Source organism: Nocardioides agariphilus (genome assembly GCF_015352445.1).
Lineage (GTDB): Bacteria > Actinomycetota > Actinomycetes > Propionibacteriales > Nocardioidaceae > Nocardioides > Nocardioides agariphilus.
Genome location: NZ_JADKPO010000013.1, coordinates 105,182 through 127,793, shown reverse-complemented (window position 1 = coordinate 127,793; position 22,612 = coordinate 105,182). Strand labels below are relative to the sequence as shown.

Sequence of the window (22,612 nt, the reverse complement as noted above, 5' to 3'; positions counted from 1 at the left end):
AGAAGCAGCCCAAGCGACTCAGTCTTTCCCTGTCAGAAAGGTTCGCGGATGCTAGGCAAAGCACTTACCGCGCTCGTCACCGTCCTCATCGGTATCGGTGGGGCGCTGGCGGTGTACTACCTGTTGAACAAGATCGCCGAGCTCATGCCCGAGCGTTGGGAAGCCCGGATCAAGCCGTACCTCTACATCCTGCCGGCCTTCTTGGCGATCACTCTCTACCTCATCTACCCGGCCGTCCTCACGGTCATCAACAGCTTCAAGGACCGGTTCTCCCGGGAGTGGGTCGGCACCGAGAACTACACCGAACTGCTGAGCTCGCCCGCGTTCCGGGACACCCTGTTCAACACGCTGCTGTGGATCCTGATCGTCCCAGCCGTGACGGTGGTGCTCGGACTGGTGGTCGCCACGCTCGCCGACCGGCTCCAGCCCACGGGCGAGAAGCTCGCCAAGACGATCATCTTCTTGCCGATGGCCATCAGCATGGTCGGCGCCGCCACCATCTGGCGCTTCGTCTACTACGCAGCGCCTGCCGGCCAGGAGCAGATCGGTCTCCAGAACGCCCTGCTCGGCGTGTTCGGCAAGGATCCGGTCGCGTGGCTCCAGCAGAGCCAGTTCCACCTCAACAGCCTGCTGCTGATGGTGGTCCTGCTCTGGTCGCAGATCGGCTTCTCGATGGTGCTCCTGTCCGCCGCCGTCAAGGGCGTGCCGGTCGACACCCTCGAGGCAGCCCGCATCGACGGGGCCAGCGAGCGGCAGATCTTCTTCCGCGTCGTCGTACCCCAGATCAAGGGCACCATCATCACGGTGTTCATCACGGTGACCATCGGCGTGATGAAGATCTTCGACATCGTCTACGTGATGACCAACGGCAACTTCAACACCAACGTGCTCGGCAACGAGTTCTTCAACCAGTTCGCCACCAACTTCAACAGTGGCGCCGCTGCCGCCATCGTGGTGATGCTGATGGTCGCCGTGGTCCCGATCATGTGGTACCAGGTGCGGCACTTCAAGGCCGAGGAGGCAAACGCATGACCACCACGGCAACCACCGCCGCTGCGGCCACGCCGACCGCCGCCGAGCGCAAGAAGGCAGCCGGTCACGGCGAAGGCAACCCGGGCAAGGCCGGCTGGGCGACCAAGCTGGTCCTGGTCATCTTGTGCCTGCTGTGGATCGTGCCGATCTTCGGCACGTTCGTGACGTCCTTCCGTCCCCTCGACGACGCCAACAGCACAGGCTGGTGGCAGGTCTTCACCAAGCCGTCGATGCTCGGGAACCTGACACTCGACAACTACAGCAACGCCATCGACGGCTCCAACATGGGCAACGCCTTGATCAACAGCCTGGCGATCGCCCTGCCTGCGACGTTCATCCCGATCCTGGTGGCGGCGTTCGCGGCCTACGCGTTCACCTTCATGGAGTTCTGGGGTCGCGACTTCCTGTTCCTCACGATCGTCAGCCTGCTGGTCGTGCCCAACTACGTGGCGTTCGTGCCGTTGCTGAAGGTCTACCGCGACCTCAACCTCAACGGCACCTTCGCGGCGGTGTGGCTGGCTCACATCGGCTTCGGCATGTCGCTGGCGATCTACATCCTGCGCAACTACATGGCAACGCTGCCCAAGACAGTGATCGAGTCCGCCAAGATCGACGGGGCCAGCCACTACCAGACGTTCTTCAAGCTGATCCTGCCGATGTCGGTGCCTGCGCTGGCCTCGTTCGCGATCTTCCAGTTCCTCTGGGTGTGGAACGACCTGCTGGTCGCGCTGCTGTTCATCGGTCCGGGTGAGAACGAGCCGGTGACCATCGGCCTGACCCACCTCAAGCAGCAGCTGGGCCAGGGCTGGGAGCTCACGACGGCCGGCGCCTTCATCACGATGCTGGTGCCAGTGGCCGTGTTCCTGGCTCTGCAGCGCTTCTTCATCCGTGGTCTGACGGCGGGCGCCGTCAAGGGCTGAGCAGCATCGACCGTACGACGCCCGGGCAGGTCACTGCCCGGGCGTCGTGCATCACCGGAGGATCACCATGTTGTTCCCGCGCGTCCACGACGGGCCTTCGCGCACCGCCTTGACCTTGACCGAGGTCGAGGACGCCTTGCCAGTGATCTCGTGGCTCGGCGTGGTCTCGACGAGCTCGACCACCGAGGTGGAGGACGACGGGTTTGTGGCCGTGGCCAACGGGCCGGGCCTGCCGCTGCTCGGCGAGCACGGTCGAGGCCGGTTCACGCGACCGCACCTACGAGGCCACCGCACGGGGGGCGGGGGCTGGAGCACCTGGTTCCGGGCCACCTCCCACGAGGTTGCCGATGACCGACTGGTGGTCCGGGCTGTCGATGACGCTGCCGGCCTGGCGCTGGTCTACGAGCTCGAGGCGGTGGCCGGCGGCGGGCTGCGCGGTCGGGCGACGGTGACGAACTCGGCGCCCGAGGGCGACTATGTCGTGCAGGGCCTGGAGATCGTGATGCCCCTGGCCGATGACCACGTGGAGCTGCTCGACTTCACCGGCCGTCACGAGCGCGAGCGCAGCCCGCAACGCCACCCGGTCGAGGACGGGCTCTGGCTCCGCGAGGGCTTCGGCGGGCGTCCTGGGCTCGATGCCGCCACGATGGTGGTGGCGGGCACGCCCGGCTTCTCGACCACCACCGGCCACGTCGTCGGCGTGCACGTCGGCTGGAGCGGCAACTCCGTCCTACGCGTCGAGCGCACCGCCGCCAGCGGCGCCACCATCGGCGGCGGGGAGCACCTGCTGCCCGGAGAGGTCGTGCTGCCGCCGGGCGCGTCGTACGCCTCTCCTTGGGTGTACTTCGTGGCGGCCGACGACGGTCTCGACGGCCTGGCCGCCCGATGGCACGGCTACCTGCGATCGCTGCCCGCGCACCCGACCGTGCAGCCCGTCGTGCTGAACGTCTGGGAGGCCGTGTTCTTCGACCACGACCTCGACCGGCTCGCGCAGATCGCCGATCGGGCAGCACGCGTGGGCGTCGAGCGGTTCGTGCTGGACGACGGGTGGTTCCACGACCGTCGCGACGACACCGCCGGTCTGGGCGACTGGGTCGTCGACGAGAAGGTGTGGCCCGAGGGGCTGGATCCGCTGATCGAGCACGTGAGATCGCTGGGCATGGAGTTCGGGCTGTGGTTCGAGCCCGAGATGGTCAACCCCGACTCCGATCTCTACCGCGAGCACCCCGAGTGGATCCTGTCGGCGGGTGACCGGGTCCCGCTCGAGCACCGCCACCAGCAGGTGCTCGACCTGACCCGCCCCGAGGTCCTCGACCATCTCTTCGACCGGGTGCACTCCGTCCTGTCCGCCCACGCCATCGACTACGTGAAGTGGGACCACAACCGCGACCTGCTCGAGGCAGGGTCCGGGGCACGCGAGGGAGCACCCGCCGTACATGCCCAGACCCTGGCGTTCTACGAGCTGCTCGACCGGCTGCGCGCCGCCCACCCCGACGTCGCGTGGGAGTCGTGCGCGTCGGGCGGTGGCCGCATCGACCTCGGAGTGCTCGAGCGGGTGCAGCGCGTGTGGACCTCCGACATGACCGATGCCGTCGCACGCCAGCAGATCCAGCGCTGGACGACGCAGCTCGTCGCGCCCGAGTACGCCGGCGCCCACATCTCCGCGCCCACCTCCCACACCACCCACCGCACGCTGTCCCTCGACTTCCGGGCGGCCACCGCGCTGTTCGGGGCGTTCGGCATCGAGTGGGACCTCACCGACGCGAGCGACGCCGACCTCGAGTCGCTGGCGCAGTGGATCGACCGGTTCAAGCGGTTCCGCCCGTTGCTCCACTCGGGTCGAGTCGTTCGTCCTGAGTCCAGCGATCCGGCGGTCCTCCTGCACGGCGTCGTCGGCGAGGACGAGGCCCTGATCGCGCACGTCCAGCTCGACGAGTCGGCGCACAACCGCGGGGTCCAGGTGCGCGTGCCCGGACTCTCACGCGACGCGCTGTACTCCCTGTCCTGGGAGGGCCCGCTCTCGCAGAAGGAGACCAGCATGTCGGTGCGGCCCTTCGCAGGTGGGCCGACCGAGGGCCTGCCGGTGGGTGGCGGGGTGCTGGCGTCGCGGGGCTTCTGGATGCCCCGGATGCGTCCGGAGACCGTGACGCTGGTGCGGGTCGCGCGTCAGTAGGTCCCGAGGATCTTCTTCGGTGTGCCTGGCGGTGGCAGCCGCTGCACGGAGACGCTGCCCATCAGGGCCATCCCCTTCACGCGGACGACAGGTGAGTCGGGGCTGAGCGCAGGGGCCACCTTGTCCTTGGCCTGGTGGAACTCCCCCATGATCGGCACGCCGCTCACCACGACGTTGGTGCCGGCGTCGATGATCACCTTCACCTCTGCCATCACCGCGTTGGCCGTGATGGTGATGTCGCGCTCGGCGAACGTCGCACCGCGCAGGTCGAGGGTGACGCTGCCCATCAGTGCGAAGGCCGTGTGGCTCGCCGGCACCAGCCAGGCACCCTGGCGCTTGCACTCCCCCATCACCGCGATCGAGGAGTTGTGGGTCGTGGAGGCGGGCAGCACCTCCCGTTTGGGCACGGGGAGCGAGGTCGGCTCGTGGGCCGGCAGGTCGACGGTGATGGGCACCAGGTCGGCGTAGGTCTTGGCGGAGTAGGTCGCCTCGAGGCGCTCGTCGAGCTCGTCGAGGTCGATACGTCCCTCGCCTGCGGCCTCGCGCAGGATCTCGGCCACCTTGTGACGGTCGTCGTCGGAGACCCGCAGCTGAGCCGGATCCCAGTTGATGTCACCGCGGTCCATGGACATGGGGAAAGGTTAGACCGGTGTCGGCCGGGGCTTCCGGGCGACGAGCACGTCCCGCTGGATCGCGTGATCGACGCGGTGCTCGAGCGCCCGGTATGGGCCGGCGTCGAGCGGCTCGAGACCGGCGCCGGCCAGGATGCCGAGGGCTTCGTCGCGCGCAGCGACCCGCACGTTCCAGGCGATCCCCATCGCACCGCCTGGTCGGAGCACCTCTGCCCATACGGGCACCGCCTCGCGCAGCAGGTCGAGCGGGCTGCGGGCCAGCCGGCCGCCGGACCGGCTGCCGTGCTGGACGCCGTACGGCGCGTCCGTGACGACAGCGTCGAAGCTCGCCGCCTGGTGCACGGCACGGGTGTGCACGGTGTCGGTGTTGGCCACGTCGACGTTGAGCGCCCGCCCCGCCTTCCACTCCTCCTTCGTCGCACCGACCTCGGCGTGGAAGCGGCGGCCGAGCCTGGCGCCCTCACGGCGCAGCGGGTTGATCTCCACGGAGTGCTTGAGGCGCTTGTCCTTCAGCCACTTGCGGAGGAACGCGGCGTAGGTGTCGAAGTCGCGGTCGTCGACATCGACGCCGGCGGCGTGCCAGCCGTTCATCAGCACCTGGTTGAGGGTGGTGCCGCGCCCGCACATCGGGTCGAGGATCCGCAGCGGAGCCTCGCGCTCCCGCCCGCTCCAGACAGTGACGTTGAGGAGCAGCTTGGTGAACACCTCGTTGGTCTTGCCGGGGTACTTCAGGATCGTCAGCAGGTCGTCGTCGAATCGGTCGCGACGTGAGAGCTCCACCGGTCTGAGCATCTCGCCGCCCCTCTCGAACAGGGCCATGGCGGTCGAGACGTCGCCGATGAGGATGAGGTCGGCGGCCGTGAGATCACCGTCGAACGCGAGGTAGGGAACGCCGGCGATCCTCGTCGGCGACGCCTCCCCGAGCCGCCCCTCCAGCCGCGTACTCGCCAGCACACCCAGCTCGGCGACGGTCAGTGACACCGAGGCGTCGGCGTAGACACGGTTGGCCGACGGGTGCACGAGCAGGGCGTAGGACCGCACGAACGACAGTCTGGACTAGCGTTCGTCCGTGGCTGAACCCGACTTCCAGTACTCCGACCTGCTCCCGCTCGGCCCCGACGAGACGCCGTACAGGCTGGTCACGACCGAGGGTGTCTCGACGTTCGAGGCGAACGGGCGGACCTTCCTCGAGGTGGCGCCGTCGGCGATCCGGGCGCTCACGGCCGAGGCGATGCACGACATCTCGCACTACCTGCGGCCCGCACACCTCGCGCAGCTGCGGCGGATCATCGACGACCCCGAGGCCTCGGGCAACGACCGGTTCGTCGCCCTCGACCTGCTGAAGAACGTCAACATCTCCGCGGGTGGCGTCCTGCCGATGTGCCAGGACACCGGCACGGCGATCGTGATGGGCAAGAAGTCGGAGGGGGTGCTGACCGGCGCCGACGACGCCGAGGCGATCTCGCTCGGGGTCTACGACGCCTACACCAAGCTCAACCTCCGCTACTCCCAGCTCGCACCTCTGACGATGTGGGAGGAGAAGAACACGGGGACCAACCTCCCCGCCCAGATCGAGCTCTACTCGACGCCGGCCGATGCTGGTCAGGAGGCCGGGCACGGTCCGGAGTACAAGTTCCTGTTCATGGCGAAGGGTGGCGGCTCGGCCAACAAGTCGTTCCTCTACCAGGAGACGAAGGCGGTGCTGAACCCACAACGGATGCTGGCCTTCCTCGACGAGAAGATCCGATCGCTCGGCACGGCTGCCTGCCCGCCGTACCACCTGGCCGTCGTCATCGGCGGCACGTCGGCGGAGTACGCACTGAAGACCGCGAAGTACGCATCGGCCCACTACCTCGACAACCTGCCGACCTCGGGATCCCTGTCGGCACACGGGTTCCGGGACTTGGAGCTCGAGGAGGAAGTCTTCAAGCTCACTCAAAGTTTCGGTATCGGCGCGCAGTTCGGCGGGAAGTACTTCTGCCACGACGTACGCGTGATCCGGTTGCCGCGCCACGGTGCGTCGTGCCCGGTCGCGCTGGCGGTGTCGTGCTCGGCCGACCGGCAGGCGCTGGGGAAGATCACGTCCTCCGGCGTGTACCTGGAGCAGCTCGAGACCGACCCGGCGCAGTACATGCCTTCTGCTGGAGTGGCTGAGGACATCGCCGGCGGGTCGGTGGTGAACATCGACCTTCGCCGCCCGATGTCCGACATCCTGGCCGAGCTCTCTCGGCACCCCGTGAAGACCCGGCTCTCGCTGACCGGCCCGCTGGTCGTCGCGCGCGACATCGCGCACGCCAAGATCAAGGAGCGGCTCGACGCGGGCGAGGAGATGCCGGCGTACCTCCGTGACCACGCCGTCTACTACGCCGGCCCCGCCAAGACGCCGACCGGCATGGCGTCGGGATCGTTCGGCCCGACGACAGCCGGGCGGATGGACTCCTACGTCGAGCAGTTCCAGGCCGCCGGTGGCTCGAAGGTGATGCTCGCCAAGGGCAACCGCTCGAAGGTCGTGACAGCGGCCTGCGAGTCGTACGGCGGGTTCTACCTCGGCTCCATCGGCGGCCCCGCCGCGCGGCTGGCGCAGGACTGCATCCGCTCGGTCGAGGTGCTGGAGTACCCCGAGCTCGGGATGGAGGCCGTCTGGAAGATCGAGGTCGAGGACTTCCCGGCGTTCATCGTCGTCGACGACAAGGGCAACGACTTCTTCACCGACCCCGCCGGCACCGTCACCGTGCCGCTGTCCGGGATCCGCGTCCGCTCCGACGGGTGAGGCCTCGCCTGGCTGCGGCTGACGTCATACGTTCTGGTCGCTATAGCGACCACTTCGTATGACGTCCCGCCGGATCACGCCCACCCGCGAGAGCGCAGTGCCTCGCAGATCTGCTCGAAGAACTCGTCGGCGGCGACCCGGAGACCGAGCAGGGGCAGGCGGAGCACGATGTCGTGTCCGAGCGTCACGTGGTTGTGTCGGAGGGCGTCCCCGACGATCTGTTCGGCCCACGAGTGGTGGATCCCGTCGATCTCGACGACCACACCCCATTCGTCCCAGTAGACGTCGAGGTAGTACCGGCCGTGACGCCCGCGGCGGACGACCTGCCTCGTGGGCTCGGGGATCCCACGCCGCCGGCACTCCCGCGCGAAGTCCAGCTCACCGAGCGACCTCACGCCACCCATGAGGTCGAGCACGACCTGCTGGACCAGGATGCGGCGCTTGTCCCGCAAGATGCGCAAGAGCTCGAGGGCGATCGCCTCCACACTGGCGATCTCCTGCTGTACGGCCATGGTCAACACCAGTGCGGCCTGCCGGTCCGACTGCGCCCACAGGGCCGCGCGGACGGCGGCGACCTCTGGCCGGGCGCGCGGCAAGCCGGATCCCACCACGTCGTCCGCGTGCCAGCGGCGCGTCTGCCGGATGTCGAGGCCGCGGGCCCGACGTACGCGAGCGCCTCGCGGAACCGACACCCGGATCCGGTCTGTCTGGTACCGCTGGAGTCCAGCGACCTCGAGGGCGGCGGCACCGTCGAGGAAGGCTCGTGGCCCCGCCTCGAAGACGGCCGCCCACAGCTGTTGGGTCCGCGTCAAGGAGCCTGTCGTCATCGAGACGGATTGCGAGCCGACCCGTCGCCAACGACCAGCGCGGACGTTGGCGCGTACCTCGGCCCTGGTGACCCCGACGGCGTACAGCTGGATGCGCGAGATGACACCGCCTTGCGCCTGCGCGACCTCACGGACCGGATCGTGGGGTGAAGGCACCGGCAGAGAATGGCCCGATCAAGGGTCCGCTCGCTTGCCGCGCACGCAGTCCTGTGGATGACCGCCAGGACGTCATACGAAGTGGTCGCTATAGCGACCAGAACGTATGACGTCCGCCCCGAAACCCAGGGTCAGCCCTTGCCGAACCCGGCCTCGCGGGCCTTGACGATGGCATCGCCGCGACCGGAGGCGTGCAGCTTGGCGTAGATGGAGCTGATGGTGTTGCGGACGGTCTTGTCGGAGACGTACGTCGCTCGCGCGATGGAGTCGTTGGAGGCGCCGGAGGCCAGGAGGTCGAGTACCTCGCGCTCGCGGTCGGTCAGGTCGGGGAAGGGCGGAACGTCGGACTGGGCATCGGACTGGGCATCGGACTGGGCATCGCGCTGGCCGGCCGGCCGGGCGGAGGCGAAGTACGTCGCCACGCGAGCGGCCAGCGACGCCCCGAAGACCATGCCGCCGGCGGCCGCGGCCCGGACCGCGTTGAGCACCTCGTCGGCCCCCGAACCCTTCAGCAGGTAGCCCGAGGCCCCGGCCCTGACAGCGGCCAGGACGGTCTCGTCGTCGTCGTTCATGGTGAGCATCACCACGCGGGTGGCGGGGTGCCGCCCGGTGACGAACCGCGTGGCCTCGATGCCATCGAGCTCGGGCATCTGGATGTCCATGATCACGACGTCGGGCGTTGTGTCCGCCACGAGGTGCAGAGCAGACCGGCCGTCGGCTGCGGACCCGACCACGGTGATCCCGTCCAGCGCCCCGAGCAGTGCCACCAGGCCTTCCCGCACGATCGCGTGGTCGTCGACGACCACGACCCGGATGTCACCCATCGATGCTCACCTCCGAGGACGCCGAGGACAGGGGCAGCCAGGCTCGCACGTACGTTCCGCCGGTCGGAGGGCAGGTCACCTCGCTACGCCCACCCAGCTCGTCCGCACGTTCGCGCAACGAGACGAGCCCGACGCCGACCTGCGCTTCGGGTGCGATGCCCGCCCCGTCGTCGGACACCTCCACCAGCAGCTCGCCGTCACCGACGGCGAGCCGGACGGTGGCTCGGGTAGCCGAAGCGTGGCGGGCCACGTTGGTCAGCGCCTCCGACACGATCCGGTAGGCCGCGACCTCGACGGCCGCGGGCAGACCGGCCACGGTGGAGGCCGACACCGACACGGCGGGTCCTCCGGACGCGGTGATCGACTCCGCCTGCTGTGCCAGCGCGCCGACCAGACCGCGGTCGTCGAGCGCCGGGGGGCGCAGGTCGTGCACGAGCCGGCGTACGTCGGCGACGACCTCCTGCACGTGCGAGCTCAGGGACGCGATGGTGCACTCGGCTCCTGCGGGGTCCTTCCCGACCAGGAGCCGTGCGGACTCCAGCTGGTAGACGATGCCGCTGAGTGAGGGTCCCAGGCCGTCGTGCAGGTCGCGGCGGATCCGCCGCCGCTCCTCCTCACGGGCGACCACCAGCCGCTCACGGCTCTCCTGCAGCTCCTCGGCGAGCTGCCCGGTGCGCACGGCGCTGGCGGCCTGACGGACCAGATCGGCCAGCAACTGCTCGTCGCGACCGCTCAGCCGGCTGCGCAACCCGCGCACGGGCAGCACGACACGGCCCACCTCCCGCTCGCGGTAGGTGATGGGGAGCGTGCGCACCTCTGCGGGCTCGTTGCCGTGGACGGCGACCAGGCGCTCACCCGAAGGCCGGTCGACCTCGAGACGCACGAACCCGATCCTGAACGCGGTGGCCACGGCATCGGTCACCGCCGCGAGCTGCTCGCCCGCCTCATCCGAGCGCTCCAGCGTCGAGGCCAACCCGGCCACGACGTCGTACGGCGCCTCGCGCTGGCCGAGCAGCACGCGACGGACCGTGGCCGAGAGGCGCTGTCGCAGTGGCCCGTAGAGCACCGCCGTCAGCAGCAGCACGACCACCACGACCTGCCGTTCGTCGAGGTTGTCTCCGAGCACGGCACTGAGGCCGGCGACGACCAGCAGGTCGACGGCGACGAGCGACACCGACAGCACAGCGAAGACCAGCGTCGCGTTGAGCAGGTCCTCCACCGGCACGAGTCCGGGCCGCACGATGCCGATCGTCACCGCGACGCCCGGAAGGACGACCACGACGAAGAGCACCACGTCGTTGATGAACCCGAGGTCGGAGAACAGCGAGAAGGCCAGCGCGACAGCGCCGACCTCGACCGACCACAGGAGCCAGCGGGTCCGGTCGCGCTCCGCGCCGACCGCTCTCCGGTGACGCACCACGGCCGAGGCCATCGCGACCAGGACGCCTACCAGCGTCAGGGTGTTGGCGATGGGCAGCACCGCATCGGCGAGGCCAGCCGGCAACGGCAGGGCGCCGGCGTCGAGGTCGAGCCCAGCGGGCACGTCCACCTCGGCGATGAGGCCGTTGGCTGGCGCCACGATGACGAGCAGTCCGGACGCTGCCATCACGCCGAGCGCCGCGCGCCCGGCGGTGCCCCAGCGTCCGACGAGGAACCGCCCCGTCGGGAAGACCAGCAGCAGCGCGGCCACCGTCATCGGCAAGAACGCCCCGAACCTGTTGAGGAACCACAAGGCAGTGCCCGCGCCGGGCAACGCCTCGTCGGGCCGGATGCCGTAGCGGACCCACGACTGCGCCAGTGCGTCGAGGCCCCAGACGACCCCGAGCCCACCGAGCAGCCAACCGAAGCGGCGGGGATCCGAGCCGCGGACGAGGGCGAGCACGACGCCTGCGCAGACGCCGAACACGACCCCGAGCCCGGCGAAGGGCCACCCCGGGCCGGATGCCAACTCGACACCCGGGCCGGACGCCGGGGTGGCAACGTCGAGGGCGGCCGTGATCGCCAGCAGCAACACGGTCACCACGGGGAAGAGGGCGGGTACGACGATCCGCTCGCGCACGTCGTACCCGCCCTGAGTCACTCGCACATCCTGCCTGTCGCAGCTCACGAAGCCCGGTAGGCCTTGTCGCCGACCAGGAAGCCGACCGACAGCACCAGCACCCACAGTGCGCCGGGCAGGATCGCCATGTACTGCACCGGCGCGACGCCGGAGACGACCGTCAGGCCGCCCAGCACCAGCGAGGTGATGCCCATCCACCGCGGCACGGCGCCCTGCCGCCACGCGGAGAAGACCGCGAGGGCCGAGAGCCCCGCCAGCAGCCAGCACCACGGGATGGTGCCGGTCCAGTGGTTGAACATGGCCGCGTTGCTGGCGAGCACATGGTCCTCGATGCCGATCGCGAACTCGGTGTTCAGACCCGTGCCGAGCACCGTGACGACGGCAGTGCCGACCAGGCCGGCGGAGGCGACCATTGGCACGATGCTGTCATCGAGACGCGCGGCCAGCCGACGGTGCAGGCCAGCGGCGAACACGACCAGGGCCAGGGCGGCGAGGCTTGCCACGACCTGGAAGGCGACGATCTGGACCGACTGGTCGGCAACCTTGGCGAGGATGGCGTCCTCGTCCTTGACGATCGACTTGTCGTAGACCGCGTTGATCAGGCTGGAGGACACCATGGTGCCGAAGCCCAGGACGCCGGCTGCGACGCCTGCCAGCGCCCATCTGGAGGACGTACGACGGGCGGGACCGGCCGGCGTGCCGCTCACGGGCACGTCGGACCGGACGGGGTTGCGGGTGGTGACGTGGGTTGTCATCTCGGTTCCTTCTGTCTCGGTGGACCGCCCGGTGAGGGCGACGTCGAGAACGGTGCCGGGCCGGATGTCCCGCTGCCCAGGGACAAACCGGCACACCTCGGGTTGGATCGCCTCATGGAGCTGGCGCGGGCGCAGTCGGAGCGCGGGGAGCTGGTGCTGCGGCGCCGGCAGCACGGCATCCTCGAGCTACGTGCCAACGGTGTCTTCGTGATGGACACCGCCGAGACGACGAGCGAGCGCGCGCTGGCCACCGAGGCGCTCGCCCGCCACGACGACCCCGCCGTCGTCCTGGTGGGCGGCCTCGGGCTGGGCTTCACACTGGCCGAGGTGTTGGCCGACCTGCGCGTACGCCGGGTCGTCGTCGCCGAGATCGAGCCCGCGCTCGTCGGGTGGCTGCGCGACGGCACGGTGCCACACGGTCCCGCACTGCTGGCCGACCCGCGGGTGGAGGTGTCGGTCGGCGACGTGCGCGAGCTGCTCGCCGACGCCGGTGAGGCGACGTACGACGTGGTGCTGCTCGACGTCGACAACGGTCCGGGCTACCTCGTGCACGACGCCAACGCAGCCCTCTACGGGCCCGACCTCCTCGCCGTGACCAGGCGCGCCCTGCGAGACGACGGTCTCTGCGTGGTGTGGTCAGCCGCCCGCGACGCGAGCCTGGGTCGCACCATGGCCGAGGTGTTCGGGGAAGCGGAGGAGGCGGCCTACGACGTCGACCTGCAGGGTCGCGACGAGCAGTACTGGCTCTATCTCGCGCGGGTACGTTCGACCTCATGAGCTACCGCGTCGAGCACGACTCCATGGGCGAGGTGCGCGTCCCCGAAGAGGCCCTGTGGCAGGCCCAGACCCAAAGGGCCGTCGAGAACTTCCCGATCAGCGGCCAGCCCCTCGAACCCTCACTCATCCATGCCCTGGCCCTGATCAAGGGCGCCGCCGCCCGCACCAACGCCGCGCTCGGCACCCTCACCGCCGAGCAGGCCGACGCGATCCAGCAGGCCGCGGGCGAGGTGGCCGAGGGTCGGCACGACGACCACTTCCCCATCGACGTCTTCCAGACCGGGTCGGGCACCAGCACCAACATGAACGCCAACGAGGTCATCGCGACCTTGGCCCAACGAGCGGGCGTCGAGGTCCACCCCAACGACCACGTCAATGCGGCCCAATCGTCCAACGACACCTTCCCGTCGGCGATCCACGTCGCGGCCGTGCTCGGCACCCGCGACCTGCTCGCGGGCATGGCGGCGTTGCACGCCGCTCTGGTCGCCAAGAGCGACGAGTACGCCGATGCCGTGAAGTCCGGCCGCACGCACCTGATGGATGCGACCCCGGTGACCCTCGGCCAGGAGCTCGGCGGCTACGCGGCCGTGGTCGACCGGAGTCGCGAGCGGGTCGAGACCGCACTGCCGCACGTGCGCGAGCTGCCACTGGGCGGCACCGCTGTCGGCACCGGCATCAACACGCCGCCCGGGTTTGCCGAGCAGACCATCGCGCACCTCAACGAGGCCACAGGCGAGCGGTTCGTCGAGGCGCGCAACCACTTCGAGGCGCAGGGCGGACGCGACGCCATCGTGGAGCTGAGCGGCGCGTTGCGCACCTACGCGGTGGGGCTGGTCAAGATCTGCAACGACCTGCGCTGGATGGCCAGCGGCCCGACGACCGGGCTGGCCGAGATCCACCTCGCCGATCTCCAGCCGGGGTCGAGCATCATGCCCGGCAAGGTCAACCCGGTGATCCCTGAGGCCACCTTGATGGTGTGCGCCCAGGTGATCGGCAACGACGCGACGATCGCCTTCGCCGGGTCGTCCGGCAGCTTCGAGCTCAACGTGATGCTGCCGGTCATCGCGCGCAACGTCCTCGAGAGCGAGCGTCTGCTCGCCAACGCCAGCCGACTGCTGGCGCAGTGCGTCGACGGCATCACCGCCGACCGCGAACGGATGCGCCGCTACGCCGAGTCATCACCGTCCGTGGTCACCCCGCTCAACAAGTACGTCGGGTACGAGGCCGCCGCCAAGATCGCCAAGCAGGCCCTTTCGGAGGGTCGCACCATCCGGGATACGGTCGTCGCTCTCGGGTACGTCGAACGCGGCGAGATCTCCGAGGCACAGCTGGACGAGGCGCTCGACGTGGAGAGCATGACCGGAAGGTGAGCAGGCCGTGATCATCGACGACCCGGCGCACGTGCGTCAGCAGTACCTCACCGAGGACAACCTGGAGACCCGGCGCTCGGTCTGGCATCCGACGGCCGACGGACGCGACCCGACAACGGTCGCCCTCGACGCGATCGTCGACGAGCGACCGCTGCGGGTGCTCGAGGTCGGTCCCGGCACCGGCGGGTTCGCCGCTCGCGTGGCGGTCGCACTCCCCGGCGTACGCCTGACCGCCATCGACCAGTCCACGCGCTTCGTGGAGCTGACCCGAGCACGAGGGATCGACGCCCGCGAGGGCGACGTGCAGGAGCTGCCCTTCGGCGACGAGGCCTTCGACGTGGTCGCTGCCCTCTGGATGCTCTACCACGTGCCCGACGTCGCGCGGGCACTCGGCGAAGTACGCCGGGTGCTCCGGCCCGGCGGTCTGTTCGTCGCGGCCACCAACGGCGACGCCCACCTCGCCGACCTGCGAGTCGAGGCCGGCGGCGCCCCGGTGGTCTCGCGGTTCAGCACGCAGAACGGCGAGCAGCAGCTGCGCGAGCACTTCGACGAGGTGACCCGGGTGGACCTGCAGCCCCGGGCGGTCTTCGCCGACAGCTCGGTCGCCCAGGCCTACCTCCAGTCCTCCGGCGAGGACGTCACGTGGCGAGTGCCGCCGTTCGACGAGCCCCGCCAGTACGACGGCCAAGCCACGGTCTTCCTCGCGCGCTGACCAGCCGGTGCGCGAGCGTCCCCTGGTCTGCACGACGAGCGACCGAGCGCCAGCGAGGGAGTCGAGGAGGAAGACCAGGGGTCATAGCGACGCGACAGCGAGGCGGAGCCGAGCAAGTAGACACAGCCGCTGAACCACCCCGGGAGCGTGGCGGTTCAGCGGCTGCGGCCCGCTGGGCCGGCCCCCTTCGTGACGCATCACGCGCGAGGCCGGCTGGCGGGGGTCTACCAGGCGGTGAGGACCGCCTTCTGCGTGATCGCCCGACACGTGTTGCCGGCCAGGTCCGTGGCGCTTGCGCGGACCAGGAGCGTGCCCTTCTTCAGTCCCGCCAGCCGGGCGGCCCAGGCACCCGTGGCGGCCGGGTGCACGACGACCGGCTTGGAGCGCTGCCAGGCCCTGCCCCTGGTCCCGGCCTTGACCCAGGTCTTGGTCGTGGACTTGTAGAAGTACCAGGCCGTGCCGCGCTTCTCGATAGCACGCACCGAGACGGTGTCGACGCCGGTGCCGTTGGTGTCGGTGGCCTTGCCGTGCACCTGTCTCCACGCCGAGACGTCTGCGCGGACGGCCCTGTTGGGCAGGGTGATCCTCACGACGGGGGCGACGATGTCTGCCTTGACCGTGACGGGCTGGGCGTCGACCGCGCCGGTGTTGCCGGCCTCGTCCTTCAAGATCACCTGGGGTGTGTAGGTGCCAGCCGTGGCGTACACGTGGGCCAGACTGATGGTTTGGGCCCACGCCTGCGGTTCACCGCCATCACCCCAGCTGATCCAGCGGTCGACGTCGGCCGCGGCGCTGAAGTCGTCGCTGAGCGCGGTCTGGATGACGTTGACGATGGTCAGCTGCTGCCAGGCAGTCGAAGGCGCGGTCGTGAACGTTCCCGTGGGCGCAGTCACGTCGCCGGGCACGATCGGGTCGAGGACCACGACACGCGTGTTGCCGACACCGTCTTCCAAGGTGACCGTCGGCCGGTAGAGGCCCTCGGCGGCGTAGAGGTGGTCGATCGTGTCGCCTGTGGTCCAGGCCTCAGGGGTCGTGGCGTCACCCCAGTCGACGGTGCGGGTGACCTCCCCGATCGGGCCGTCGTCGTTGAGCGAGGTCTGGGTGATCGTGCCGGTGAGGTCGACCCAGGACACGGTGTAGGTGCCGAAGGGCGCGTTGATGTCGGGGACGTCCTGGGTGATCGACGTGGGAGTGCCCGGGCGCTGGTTCTTCGGCGTGACGGTCAGGCGCACGGTGGTGACTCCCGTCAGGTTCACCAAGGTCGACCAGGAGGTGATGGCCACGGAGTTGCCGGCGAGCGGTGCACCGGTCGTGGCGTCGCTCAGCGCGACGTCGTACGTCGTGGCGTTGGTGGCCGCGTTCCAGGTCGCCTCGACCAGGAAGTTGTCGGCCGGCTTGGTCAGGGTCATCTGCAGACCGGTGACGGGACCGGGCTTGGGCGGCGGCTTGGCTTCGGCCGGACCGAACCCGAGGCCGACCGCCAAGGTGGCGCCGGTCATGGCGATGGCGGCGATGGCGGCCGTGACCGCCGTGAATCGCCGTGGCTTGTGTGTGCCCACTTTGTTGCTTCCTCCCCGTGGTGTGCCACAGAGGAAAGCCCCCGTGGCCAGTCCGGCCAGAGTGGTGGACGGTCAAGGCCCAGGAAGGTTAAACCGCCGATTCCTGTCTAGTGGTCAGTACCACGCACGACAAGCCCGTACAAATGTCAGTACCAGCCACGACCGCGCTTGAAGCTCCATGCCGAGCACGGGCTCCCGTAGCGGTCGTTGATGTAGTCGAGACCCCAGCGGATCTGGGTCACCGGGTTGGTCGCCCAGTCGGCGCCGAACGAGGCCATCTTCGAGCCGGGCAGTGCCTGCGGGATGCCGTACGCCGAGGAGTGCGGGTTGTCTGCGGTGACCCGCCAGCCGCTCTCGCTCGTCCACAGGGAGTCGAGGCAGCCGAACTGGTCGGCCGAGAAGCCGAACTCCGCCAGCAGGGCCCGAGCGATGGTGCGGGGGTCTTCCTGGGAGAGGCTCTCCTTGCCGGTGACCGCCTGGCTCGCCGTCTGAGCGAGGGCCTGGGCCTTGTCGGCGTCGACGTTGTCGCGGCGGTCGGTGCGTGAGACCGGGACCCTGGCTCGAGCGGCCAGGTCGTCGGCCGACAGCGTGGGGATCGACGGACCGGCGGCGGCTGCGGCCAGCTCGCCTGCGGCGTCCATGACCGGGGTGCCGGCCGAGAGCATCCCGCCACCGACGGCCACCGCCGTCGCAACCGAGGCCAGGCCACTTGTCACCGTTGCCGTGCGCACTGCCGTGCGACCTGCCGTCGAGCGCGCCGCCGCGTGCTTGCGGCTGTGCGCGCCACCCGGCTTGCGGGCAGCCGTCTGCTCGCCGCGCAGGTCACGTGCCTGGGCGCGGGAGGCGCGATGCGATGAGCTCACAGGGGAAAGGTTCTGGGTCGACGTCAGGACAGGGGGTGCTGCTGAATCGATCAAGCCGATACATGGAGCTGGAACATGGAGCAGGGGTGTTCCGATCCGGGGCACCGAGCCGCCAGGTCACGAAACGATGAACGTCACCCTGCCGCGTCGGGCGGTGCCTGGGCAAAATATCGGTCCAGAAACCCCCAGGAGGAACGTAACAATTCGCCACATTCGTCACAGGGGTCTCTGCAGCCCCGGTAGTTGTCCTAGAGCGTCACGTTCTCCAGCATCTCGGTGACCAGGGCGGCGATCGGCGAACGCTCTGACCGGGTCAAGGTGACGTGGGCGAACAGCGGGTGGCCCTTGAGCTTCTCCACCACCGCGACGATGCCGTCGTGCCGTCCGACGCGGAGGTTGTCGCGCTGGGCGACGTCGTGGGTGAGCACGACCTTCGAGCCGGCACCGATCCGGGAGAGCACCGTCAGCAGCACGTTGCGCTCCAGCGACTGCGCCTCGTCGACGATCACGAAGGCGTCGTGCAGCGAACGGCCGCGGATGTGGGTCAGGGGGAGCACCTCGAGCATGCCGCGGTCGAGCACCTCGTCGATGACCTCGCGCGAGGTGATCGCGCCCAAGGTGTCGAAGACCGCCTGGGCCCAGGGCGACATCTTCTCGCTCTCCGAGCCCGGGAGGTACCCGAGCTCTTGGCCGCCGACCGCGAACAGCGGTCGGAAGACCACGACCTTCTTGTGGTGACGGCGCTCCAGCACCGCCTCCAGCCCGGCGCACAGCGCCAGGGCGGACTTGCCGGTGCCCGCGCGCCCACCGAGCGAGACGATGCCGACCTCGGGATCGAGCAGCATCTCCAGCGCCACGCGCTGCTCGGCCGAGCGCCCGTGGATCCCGAAGGCCTCGCGGTCGCCGCGCACCAGGCGGACCTGCTTGTCGGGTCCCACGCGACCCAGGGCCGTGCCGCGGTCGGAGAGCAGCACCAGGCCGCAGTGGCACGGCAGGTCGCGTGCGGCGGGCAGGTCGATGGACCCGTCGTCGTACAGCTCGTCGAGGTCCGCCGCAGTGACGTCGAGCTCCGCCAGGCCGGAGTAGCCCGGGTCGGAGTCGCTGATGGTGTCGCCGCGGTAGTCCTCGGCGTCGAGGCCGACAGCCGAGGCCTTGATCCGGAGGGGCAGGTCCTTGGAGACCAGCGTGACCGCGTGTCCCTCGTCGGAGAGGTTGCGCGCGACGGCGAGGATCCGCGTGTCGTTGTCGCCCAGCCGGAAGCCCGACGGCAGCGCGGCCGGGTCGGTGTGGTTGAGCTCGACCCTGAGAGTGCCGCTGAGGGTGCCGCTGCTGCCGCCGATCGAGTTGACCGGCACGGGTTCGTCGAGGCGGCCATGGGTGATCCGCAGCTCGTCGAGCATCCGCAACGCGGTGCGGGCGAAGAAGCCCAGCTCAGGATGATGCCGCTTGCCCTCGAGCTCGGTGATGACCACGACCGGGAGCACGACCTCGTGCTCGGCGAACCGCTTGAGAGCGCCGGGATCGGCGAGGAGCACGCTGGTGTCGAGAACGAACGTCCGGTTCGTCGCCGCCATCGAGGACGTCCGGGCCTTCGAGGAATTCGCGCGGGTCTGAGCCTGAGACCGAGCCACCGTTGGGGCCACTGATGGGGCCGCTGGTCGAACCACTGGGCACCTCTCTTGACCGGCGCGGGCACCCCTGCCCCGGTCCTGTCGTCAGATCACGCGGTCGGACCGGGAAGGTGGGGGTGAGCCGGAGTGCCGGCTCCCGCGCACAGGGAGCGCCCGATGGGCCGATTCCCCCGCACGGTCGCGATAGGTCACGAACTTGCCTCCCAGGTTCGGCGGGCTTCCCCACCCACCGATGTCTCGAAAGTACGACGCCTTTCCTGCCCTTCGCGGCAACACGCCCGAATCCGCGGTGAACACTTCGCGTCCGGTGTCCACTACCAGCGTGGAGACGCCCGAGCTGGGCTATACCTGGACCGCGACCCGCACGTCGGCTCGCGACGGCATCGAGTGGGTCGGCTGCAGCACTCGACTCAACTGCCGTAGCGGCGCTCGCGCATGGTGTAGGCGCGGATGGCACGCAGGAAGTCGACGCGCCGGAAGTCGGGCCAGTAGGCCTCGCAGAAGTAGAACTCGCTCTGCGCCGACTGCCACAGCAAGAAGCCACCCAGGCGCTGCTCTCCGGACGTGCGGATGACCAGGTCCGGGTCGGGCTGACCCTTGGTGTAGAGGTGCTCGGCGATGTGCTCGACGTCGATGACCTCGGCCAGCTCCTCGAGGCTGGTCCCGCGCTCGGCGTGCTCGTGGAGCAGGGACCGCACCGCGTCGGCGATCTCGCGACGACCGCCGTAGCCGACGGCGACGTTGACGATCATGCCGTCGACGTCGCTGGTGCGGTCCTCGGCATCCTTGAGCACCTGGGCGGTGGCCGTCGGGAGCACGTCGAGCGCCCCGACCGGATGCACCCGCCAGCGGCCCTGGTCGGCCAGCGAGCTGACGGCTCCCTCGATGATGCCGAGCAGGCCGACGAGCTGGTCAGGTGGCCGGTTGAGGTTGTCGGTCGACAGCAGCCACAACGTGACCACCTCGACGCCGACCTCCTCGCACCACTCCAGCAAGGGCTCGATGTTGGCGGCGCCGGCGCGGTAGCCGTGAGCGGAGTCACCGCCGACCGACTTGGCCCAGCGCCGGTTTCCGTCGAGCATCACGCCGATGTGCTGGGGAAGCCGGTCCTTCTGCAGGGTGCGAAGCATGCGTGCCTCGTATGCGGGGTACAGGAGGCGTCTGATGTGTTCCTTCCACTCACCCACGGTGCCGATGCTAACTTCAACGAGATGAACGATGCCGCTCGCTCTGCGCGCGAGTCGATCGCCCAGTCCGTGGGACAGGTGGTCGGCGAGACGGTTGCGGAGATCAAGCCCCGGCTGCGCGGCTGGCTCCACCTCGGCTCCGCACCGCTCACGCTGGCTGCGGGCATCGTGCTCATCGCCCTCTCGCCGACCGCATCGACGCGCATCGGCTCCTCGATCTACGTAGTGTCCGCGCTGCTGGTCTTCACCGTCTCGGCGATCTACCACCGCGGACGCTGGTCTCCGCGCGCACACGCCTACCTGAAGCGCTTCGACCACGCCAACATCTTCTTGCTCATCGCCGGCACCTACACGCCGTTCAGTCTGCTCCTCCTCGAGGGAGCACAACGCACCATCCTGCTGGTCTCGATCTGGTCGGTGGCCGCGATGGGCGTGCTGTTCAAGGTGTTCTGGGTCGACTCGCCGCGGTGGCTCTACCTACCGATCTACATCGCCATGGGCTGGGCGGCGGTGTTCTTCATTCCCGGGTTCGCCGAGGGATCGCGTGACCGGCTGGGCGTCGGCATCGGCACCGCCGTGCTCGTGCTGGTGATCGCCGGCGGGGCTCTCTACACGATGGGCGGCGTCGTCTACGGCTTCAAGCGGCCCAACCCGTGGCCGCAGTGGTTCGGGTTCCACGAGGTGTTCCACACCTTCACGATCCTGGCGTTCGTGACGCACTACGTCGGCGTCTCGATGGCGACCTACGCCCTCCGCTGAGCCAGCGTGTCCGGCGTCACGTCGCCGGATGGCAACCCGACCAGACGCTGGTTCGTCCCCTCTACGACATGTCTGATGAGAACCGCCCTTCCCTGACCTATCCCGCCGTCATCGCCGGAGCCGTCGCAGCCGCGACCGCGACCGTGCTCAGCACCAGGCTCGGCCTGGTCGGCACCGTCATCGGTGCCGTGGTGGCCAGCATCGTGAGCACGCTGGTCTCCACCGTCTTCGTGCGCTGGCTCGAACGCGCCCACGGCCGCGTCATCACCACCCGCGACCGCGGCCCTCGGGCCTGGCAGCGCATCGCTGTCGGCATCGCCGCGGTGAGCCTGGTCGCGGTCGCCTTCCACACCGGCCTCGGTCTGTTGACCAGCGACCTCCCCCGCGACGCCTTCGCCTCCCGCCTCCTGACGCAGCTCGGGCTCTGACCAGCTCGGGCAACTCCGCGTGCCTGGCGTAAACGCATTGCCCTCGAGGGCCGGCGGGCGGTTGGCTGGCAGCAATGCTCGCTCATGAACGCTCCGGGCCGACCGGCGCGACCCCGATCCTCCTGCTCCACGCCGGCATCTGCGACCGCCGGATGTGGGACCCGATCTGGCCGGCGTTGACGGCCGGCCACGACGTCATCCGCGTCGACCTGCGCGGGTACGGCGAGTCGACGGCGCGACCCGACGGGCCCTGGTCGGGGCGGGCCGACGTACTCGAGGTGGTCGACCACCTCGGACTGCGGCGGGCGCACCTGGTCGGCTGCTCGTTCGGCGCGGGCGTGGCCGCCGAGCTCGCCCTGGAGAGGCCGGAGCTCGTCGCCTCACTGCTGCTCGCGGCCCCCGGAGGAGCACTGCTCACTGAGAGGACCGACGAGCTGGCTGCCGCCTGGGAGCTCGAGGGGGCGGCCATGGAGGCCGGCGACATCGACGCCGCCGTGGAGGCCAACGTCGCGGCCTGGGTCGACGGACCCCATCGCGGACCCGATGTCGTGCCGGCCGCGGTGCGCGACGCCGTACGCACCATGCAGCGCCGCAACTTCGACCTCACCCTCGACTGGCCAGACGAGGTGTGGGAGGCCGACGACGAGCTCGACCCCGAGGCTCATGAGCGCCTCGACGAGATCAGCGCGCCCACGTTGGTGGTCGTGGGCGATCTCGACATCGACAGCATCCGGCTGGCGGCCGACCACGTGCTCGCCAACGTGCGCGGAGCGCGCGCGATCGTGTGGGGCGACGTCGCCCACCTGCCCTCGATGGAGAGGCCCGACGACTTCGCCGCCGCGGTGCTCGACTGGGTCTCGGAGTAGGTCTCCGGCCGTGCCGCGCATCGTCAAGCGCTGCCCCGAGTGCGGCGAGATGGTCTCGGCCTTCGCGACCACGTGCCGTTACTGCCGCTACCGGTTCACGTCCTGGACCCTGATGGTGGTCGGCGCGATGGTCGTCATCGGACTGGCGGTCGTCTTCGCGATCCGGTGACACCGCAAGGCTAGCGCGCGCCTTCCTCAACCAGCGGGGGGGTGTTGTTGGTTGAGGAGGTTGCGCAGCAACCGTCTCGAAACCAGGTGACTGAGTCGCTCACCGGGTTTCGAGACAGGCGCTAGACGTCGACAGGGTGGCGT

General features: G+C 69.5%; 21 protein-coding genes. 11 read left to right on the top strand and 10 right to left on the bottom strand.

Annotated features, from left to right (window positions below; translation table 11 throughout):
- The first annotated feature begins 48 nt into the window (after positions 1-48).
- From ISU10_RS11620 to ISU10_RS11610, 3 genes are all read left to right on the top strand, one after another.
- Positions 49-1,032: a carbohydrate ABC transporter permease gene (locus tag ISU10_RS11620; protein WP_194696564.1), complete on the top strand. Its 984-nt coding sequence runs from the start codon at positions 49-51 to the stop codon at positions 1,030-1,032.
- Positions 1,029-1,952 carry a carbohydrate ABC transporter permease gene (locus ISU10_RS11615; protein ID WP_194696563.1) on the top strand — a complete coding sequence of 308 codons (924 nt, stop codon included), beginning with the start codon at positions 1,029-1,031 and terminating at the stop codon, positions 1,950-1,952. The genes ISU10_RS11620 and ISU10_RS11615 overlap by 4 nt, the downstream gene beginning before the upstream one ends.
- A 67-nt stretch (positions 1,953-2,019) precedes the next feature.
- Positions 2,020-4,125, top strand: a complete 2,106-nt coding sequence (locus tag ISU10_RS11610) for an alpha-galactosidase (protein WP_194696562.1) — start codon at positions 2,020-2,022, stop codon at positions 4,123-4,125.
- On the opposite strand, the gene ISU10_RS11605 is transcribed toward ISU10_RS11610, so the two are convergent.
- Positions 4,119-4,757: a DUF1707 SHOCT-like domain-containing protein gene (locus ISU10_RS11605; protein WP_228500549.1), complete on the bottom strand. Its 639-nt coding sequence runs from the start codon at positions 4,755-4,757 to the stop codon at positions 4,119-4,121. The genes ISU10_RS11610 and ISU10_RS11605 overlap by 7 nt on opposite strands.
- Before the next feature lie 9 nt (positions 4,758-4,766).
- Positions 4,767-5,798 (bottom strand): TRM11 family SAM-dependent methyltransferase, encoded by a 1,032-nt coding sequence (locus ISU10_RS11600; RefSeq protein ID WP_194696561.1) that lies wholly within the window; start codon positions 5,796-5,798, stop codon positions 4,767-4,769.
- A 28-nt stretch (positions 5,799-5,826) separates the two neighbouring features.
- Between ISU10_RS11600 and ISU10_RS11595 the strand changes: the two genes are divergently transcribed.
- Complete coding sequence (locus ISU10_RS11595) at positions 5,827-7,527, top strand: fumarate hydratase (RefSeq protein WP_194696560.1); 1,701 nt, start codon at positions 5,827-5,829, stop codon at positions 7,525-7,527.
- A 74-nt stretch (positions 7,528-7,601) separates the two neighbouring features.
- Here ISU10_RS11595 and ISU10_RS11590 read toward each other — a convergent pair whose 3' ends face one another.
- From ISU10_RS11590 to ISU10_RS11575, 4 genes are all read right to left on the bottom strand, one after another.
- Positions 7,602-8,510 carry a putative endonuclease domain-containing protein gene (locus ISU10_RS11590; protein ID WP_194696559.1) on the bottom strand — a complete coding sequence of 303 codons (909 nt, stop codon included), beginning with the start codon at positions 8,508-8,510 and terminating at the stop codon, positions 7,602-7,604.
- A 131-nt stretch (positions 8,511-8,641) separates the two neighbouring features.
- Complete coding sequence (locus ISU10_RS11585) at positions 8,642-9,334, bottom strand: response regulator transcription factor (protein WP_194696558.1); 693 nt, start codon at positions 9,332-9,334, stop codon at positions 8,642-8,644.
- The gene (locus ISU10_RS11580) at positions 9,327-11,414 is read right to left on the bottom strand and encodes a sensor histidine kinase (protein ID WP_194696557.1); all 2,088 of its coding nucleotides are present in this window, start codon (positions 11,412-11,414) and stop codon (positions 9,327-9,329) included. The genes ISU10_RS11585 and ISU10_RS11580 overlap by 8 nt, the downstream gene beginning before the upstream one ends.
- A gap of 23 nt (positions 11,415-11,437) precedes the next feature.
- Positions 11,438-12,148 (bottom strand): hypothetical protein, encoded by a 711-nt coding sequence (locus ISU10_RS11575; RefSeq protein WP_194696556.1) that lies wholly within the window; start codon positions 12,146-12,148, stop codon positions 11,438-11,440.
- Between the two features lie 114 nt (positions 12,149-12,262).
- Between ISU10_RS11575 and ISU10_RS11570 the strand changes: the two genes are divergently transcribed.
- From ISU10_RS11570 to ISU10_RS11560, 3 genes are read left to right on the top strand one after another with little or no spacing between them, the layout of a single operon-like run.
- Positions 12,263-12,925 (top strand): spermidine synthase, encoded by a 663-nt coding sequence (locus ISU10_RS11570; protein WP_194696555.1) that lies wholly within the window; start codon positions 12,263-12,265, stop codon positions 12,923-12,925.
- Positions 12,922-14,295, top strand: coding sequence for a class II fumarate hydratase (locus tag ISU10_RS11565; RefSeq protein WP_194696554.1), 1,374 nt, complete (start codon positions 12,922-12,924; stop codon positions 14,293-14,295). The genes ISU10_RS11570 and ISU10_RS11565 overlap by 4 nt, the downstream gene beginning before the upstream one ends.
- A 7-nt stretch (positions 14,296-14,302) precedes the next feature.
- A complete protein-coding gene (locus tag ISU10_RS11560; RefSeq protein WP_194696553.1) occupies positions 14,303-15,007 on the top strand; it encodes a class I SAM-dependent methyltransferase in 705 nt (234 codons plus the stop codon).
- A gap of 224 nt (positions 15,008-15,231) precedes the next feature.
- On the opposite strand, the gene ISU10_RS11555 is transcribed toward ISU10_RS11560, so the two are convergent.
- The 4 genes from ISU10_RS11555 to ISU10_RS11540 all read right to left on the bottom strand — a co-directional run bounded on the left by ISU10_RS11555 (position 15,232) and on the right by ISU10_RS11540 (position 20,247).
- Positions 15,232-16,566 carry a hypothetical protein gene (locus tag ISU10_RS11555; protein ID WP_194696552.1) on the bottom strand — a complete coding sequence of 445 codons (1,335 nt, stop codon included), beginning with the start codon at positions 16,564-16,566 and terminating at the stop codon, positions 15,232-15,234.
- 146 nt (positions 16,567-16,712) lie between these two features.
- On the bottom strand, positions 16,713-17,429 hold the full coding sequence (locus ISU10_RS11550; RefSeq protein WP_370865197.1) for an aggregation-promoting factor C-terminal-like domain-containing protein: 717 nt from the start codon (positions 17,427-17,429) through the stop codon (positions 16,713-16,715).
- A 248-nt stretch (positions 17,430-17,677) separates the two neighbouring features.
- Positions 17,678-19,003 carry an RNA 5'-3' helicase PhoH2 gene (gene phoH2, locus ISU10_RS11545; RefSeq protein ID WP_194696551.1) on the bottom strand — a complete coding sequence of 442 codons (1,326 nt, stop codon included), beginning with the start codon at positions 19,001-19,003 and terminating at the stop codon, positions 17,678-17,680.
- A gap of 467 nt (positions 19,004-19,470) precedes the next feature.
- The gene (locus ISU10_RS11540; RefSeq protein WP_194696550.1) at positions 19,471-20,247 is read right to left on the bottom strand and encodes an isoprenyl transferase; all 777 of its coding nucleotides are present in this window, start codon (positions 20,245-20,247) and stop codon (positions 19,471-19,473) included.
- A 24-nt stretch (positions 20,248-20,271) separates the two neighbouring features.
- On the opposite strand from ISU10_RS11540, the gene trhA reads away from it, so the two are divergent.
- From trhA to ISU10_RS11520, 4 genes are all read left to right on the top strand, one after another.
- Positions 20,272-21,006, top strand: coding sequence for a PAQR family membrane homeostasis protein TrhA (trhA, locus tag ISU10_RS11535; RefSeq protein ID WP_194696549.1), 735 nt, complete (start codon positions 20,272-20,274; stop codon positions 21,004-21,006).
- Positions 21,007-21,074: 68 nt separating this feature from the next.
- Positions 21,075-21,434, top strand: a complete 360-nt coding sequence (locus ISU10_RS11530) for a hypothetical protein (RefSeq protein ID WP_194696548.1) — start codon at positions 21,075-21,077, stop codon at positions 21,432-21,434.
- 74 nt (positions 21,435-21,508) lie between these two features.
- A complete protein-coding gene (locus ISU10_RS11525; protein WP_194696547.1) occupies positions 21,509-22,300 on the top strand; it encodes an alpha/beta fold hydrolase in 792 nt (263 codons plus the stop codon).
- A gap of 10 nt (positions 22,301-22,310) precedes the next feature.
- Positions 22,311-22,469 (top strand): hypothetical protein, encoded by a 159-nt coding sequence (locus tag ISU10_RS11520; protein ID WP_194696546.1) that lies wholly within the window; start codon positions 22,311-22,313, stop codon positions 22,467-22,469.
- Positions 22,470-22,612: the final 143 nt, after the last annotated feature.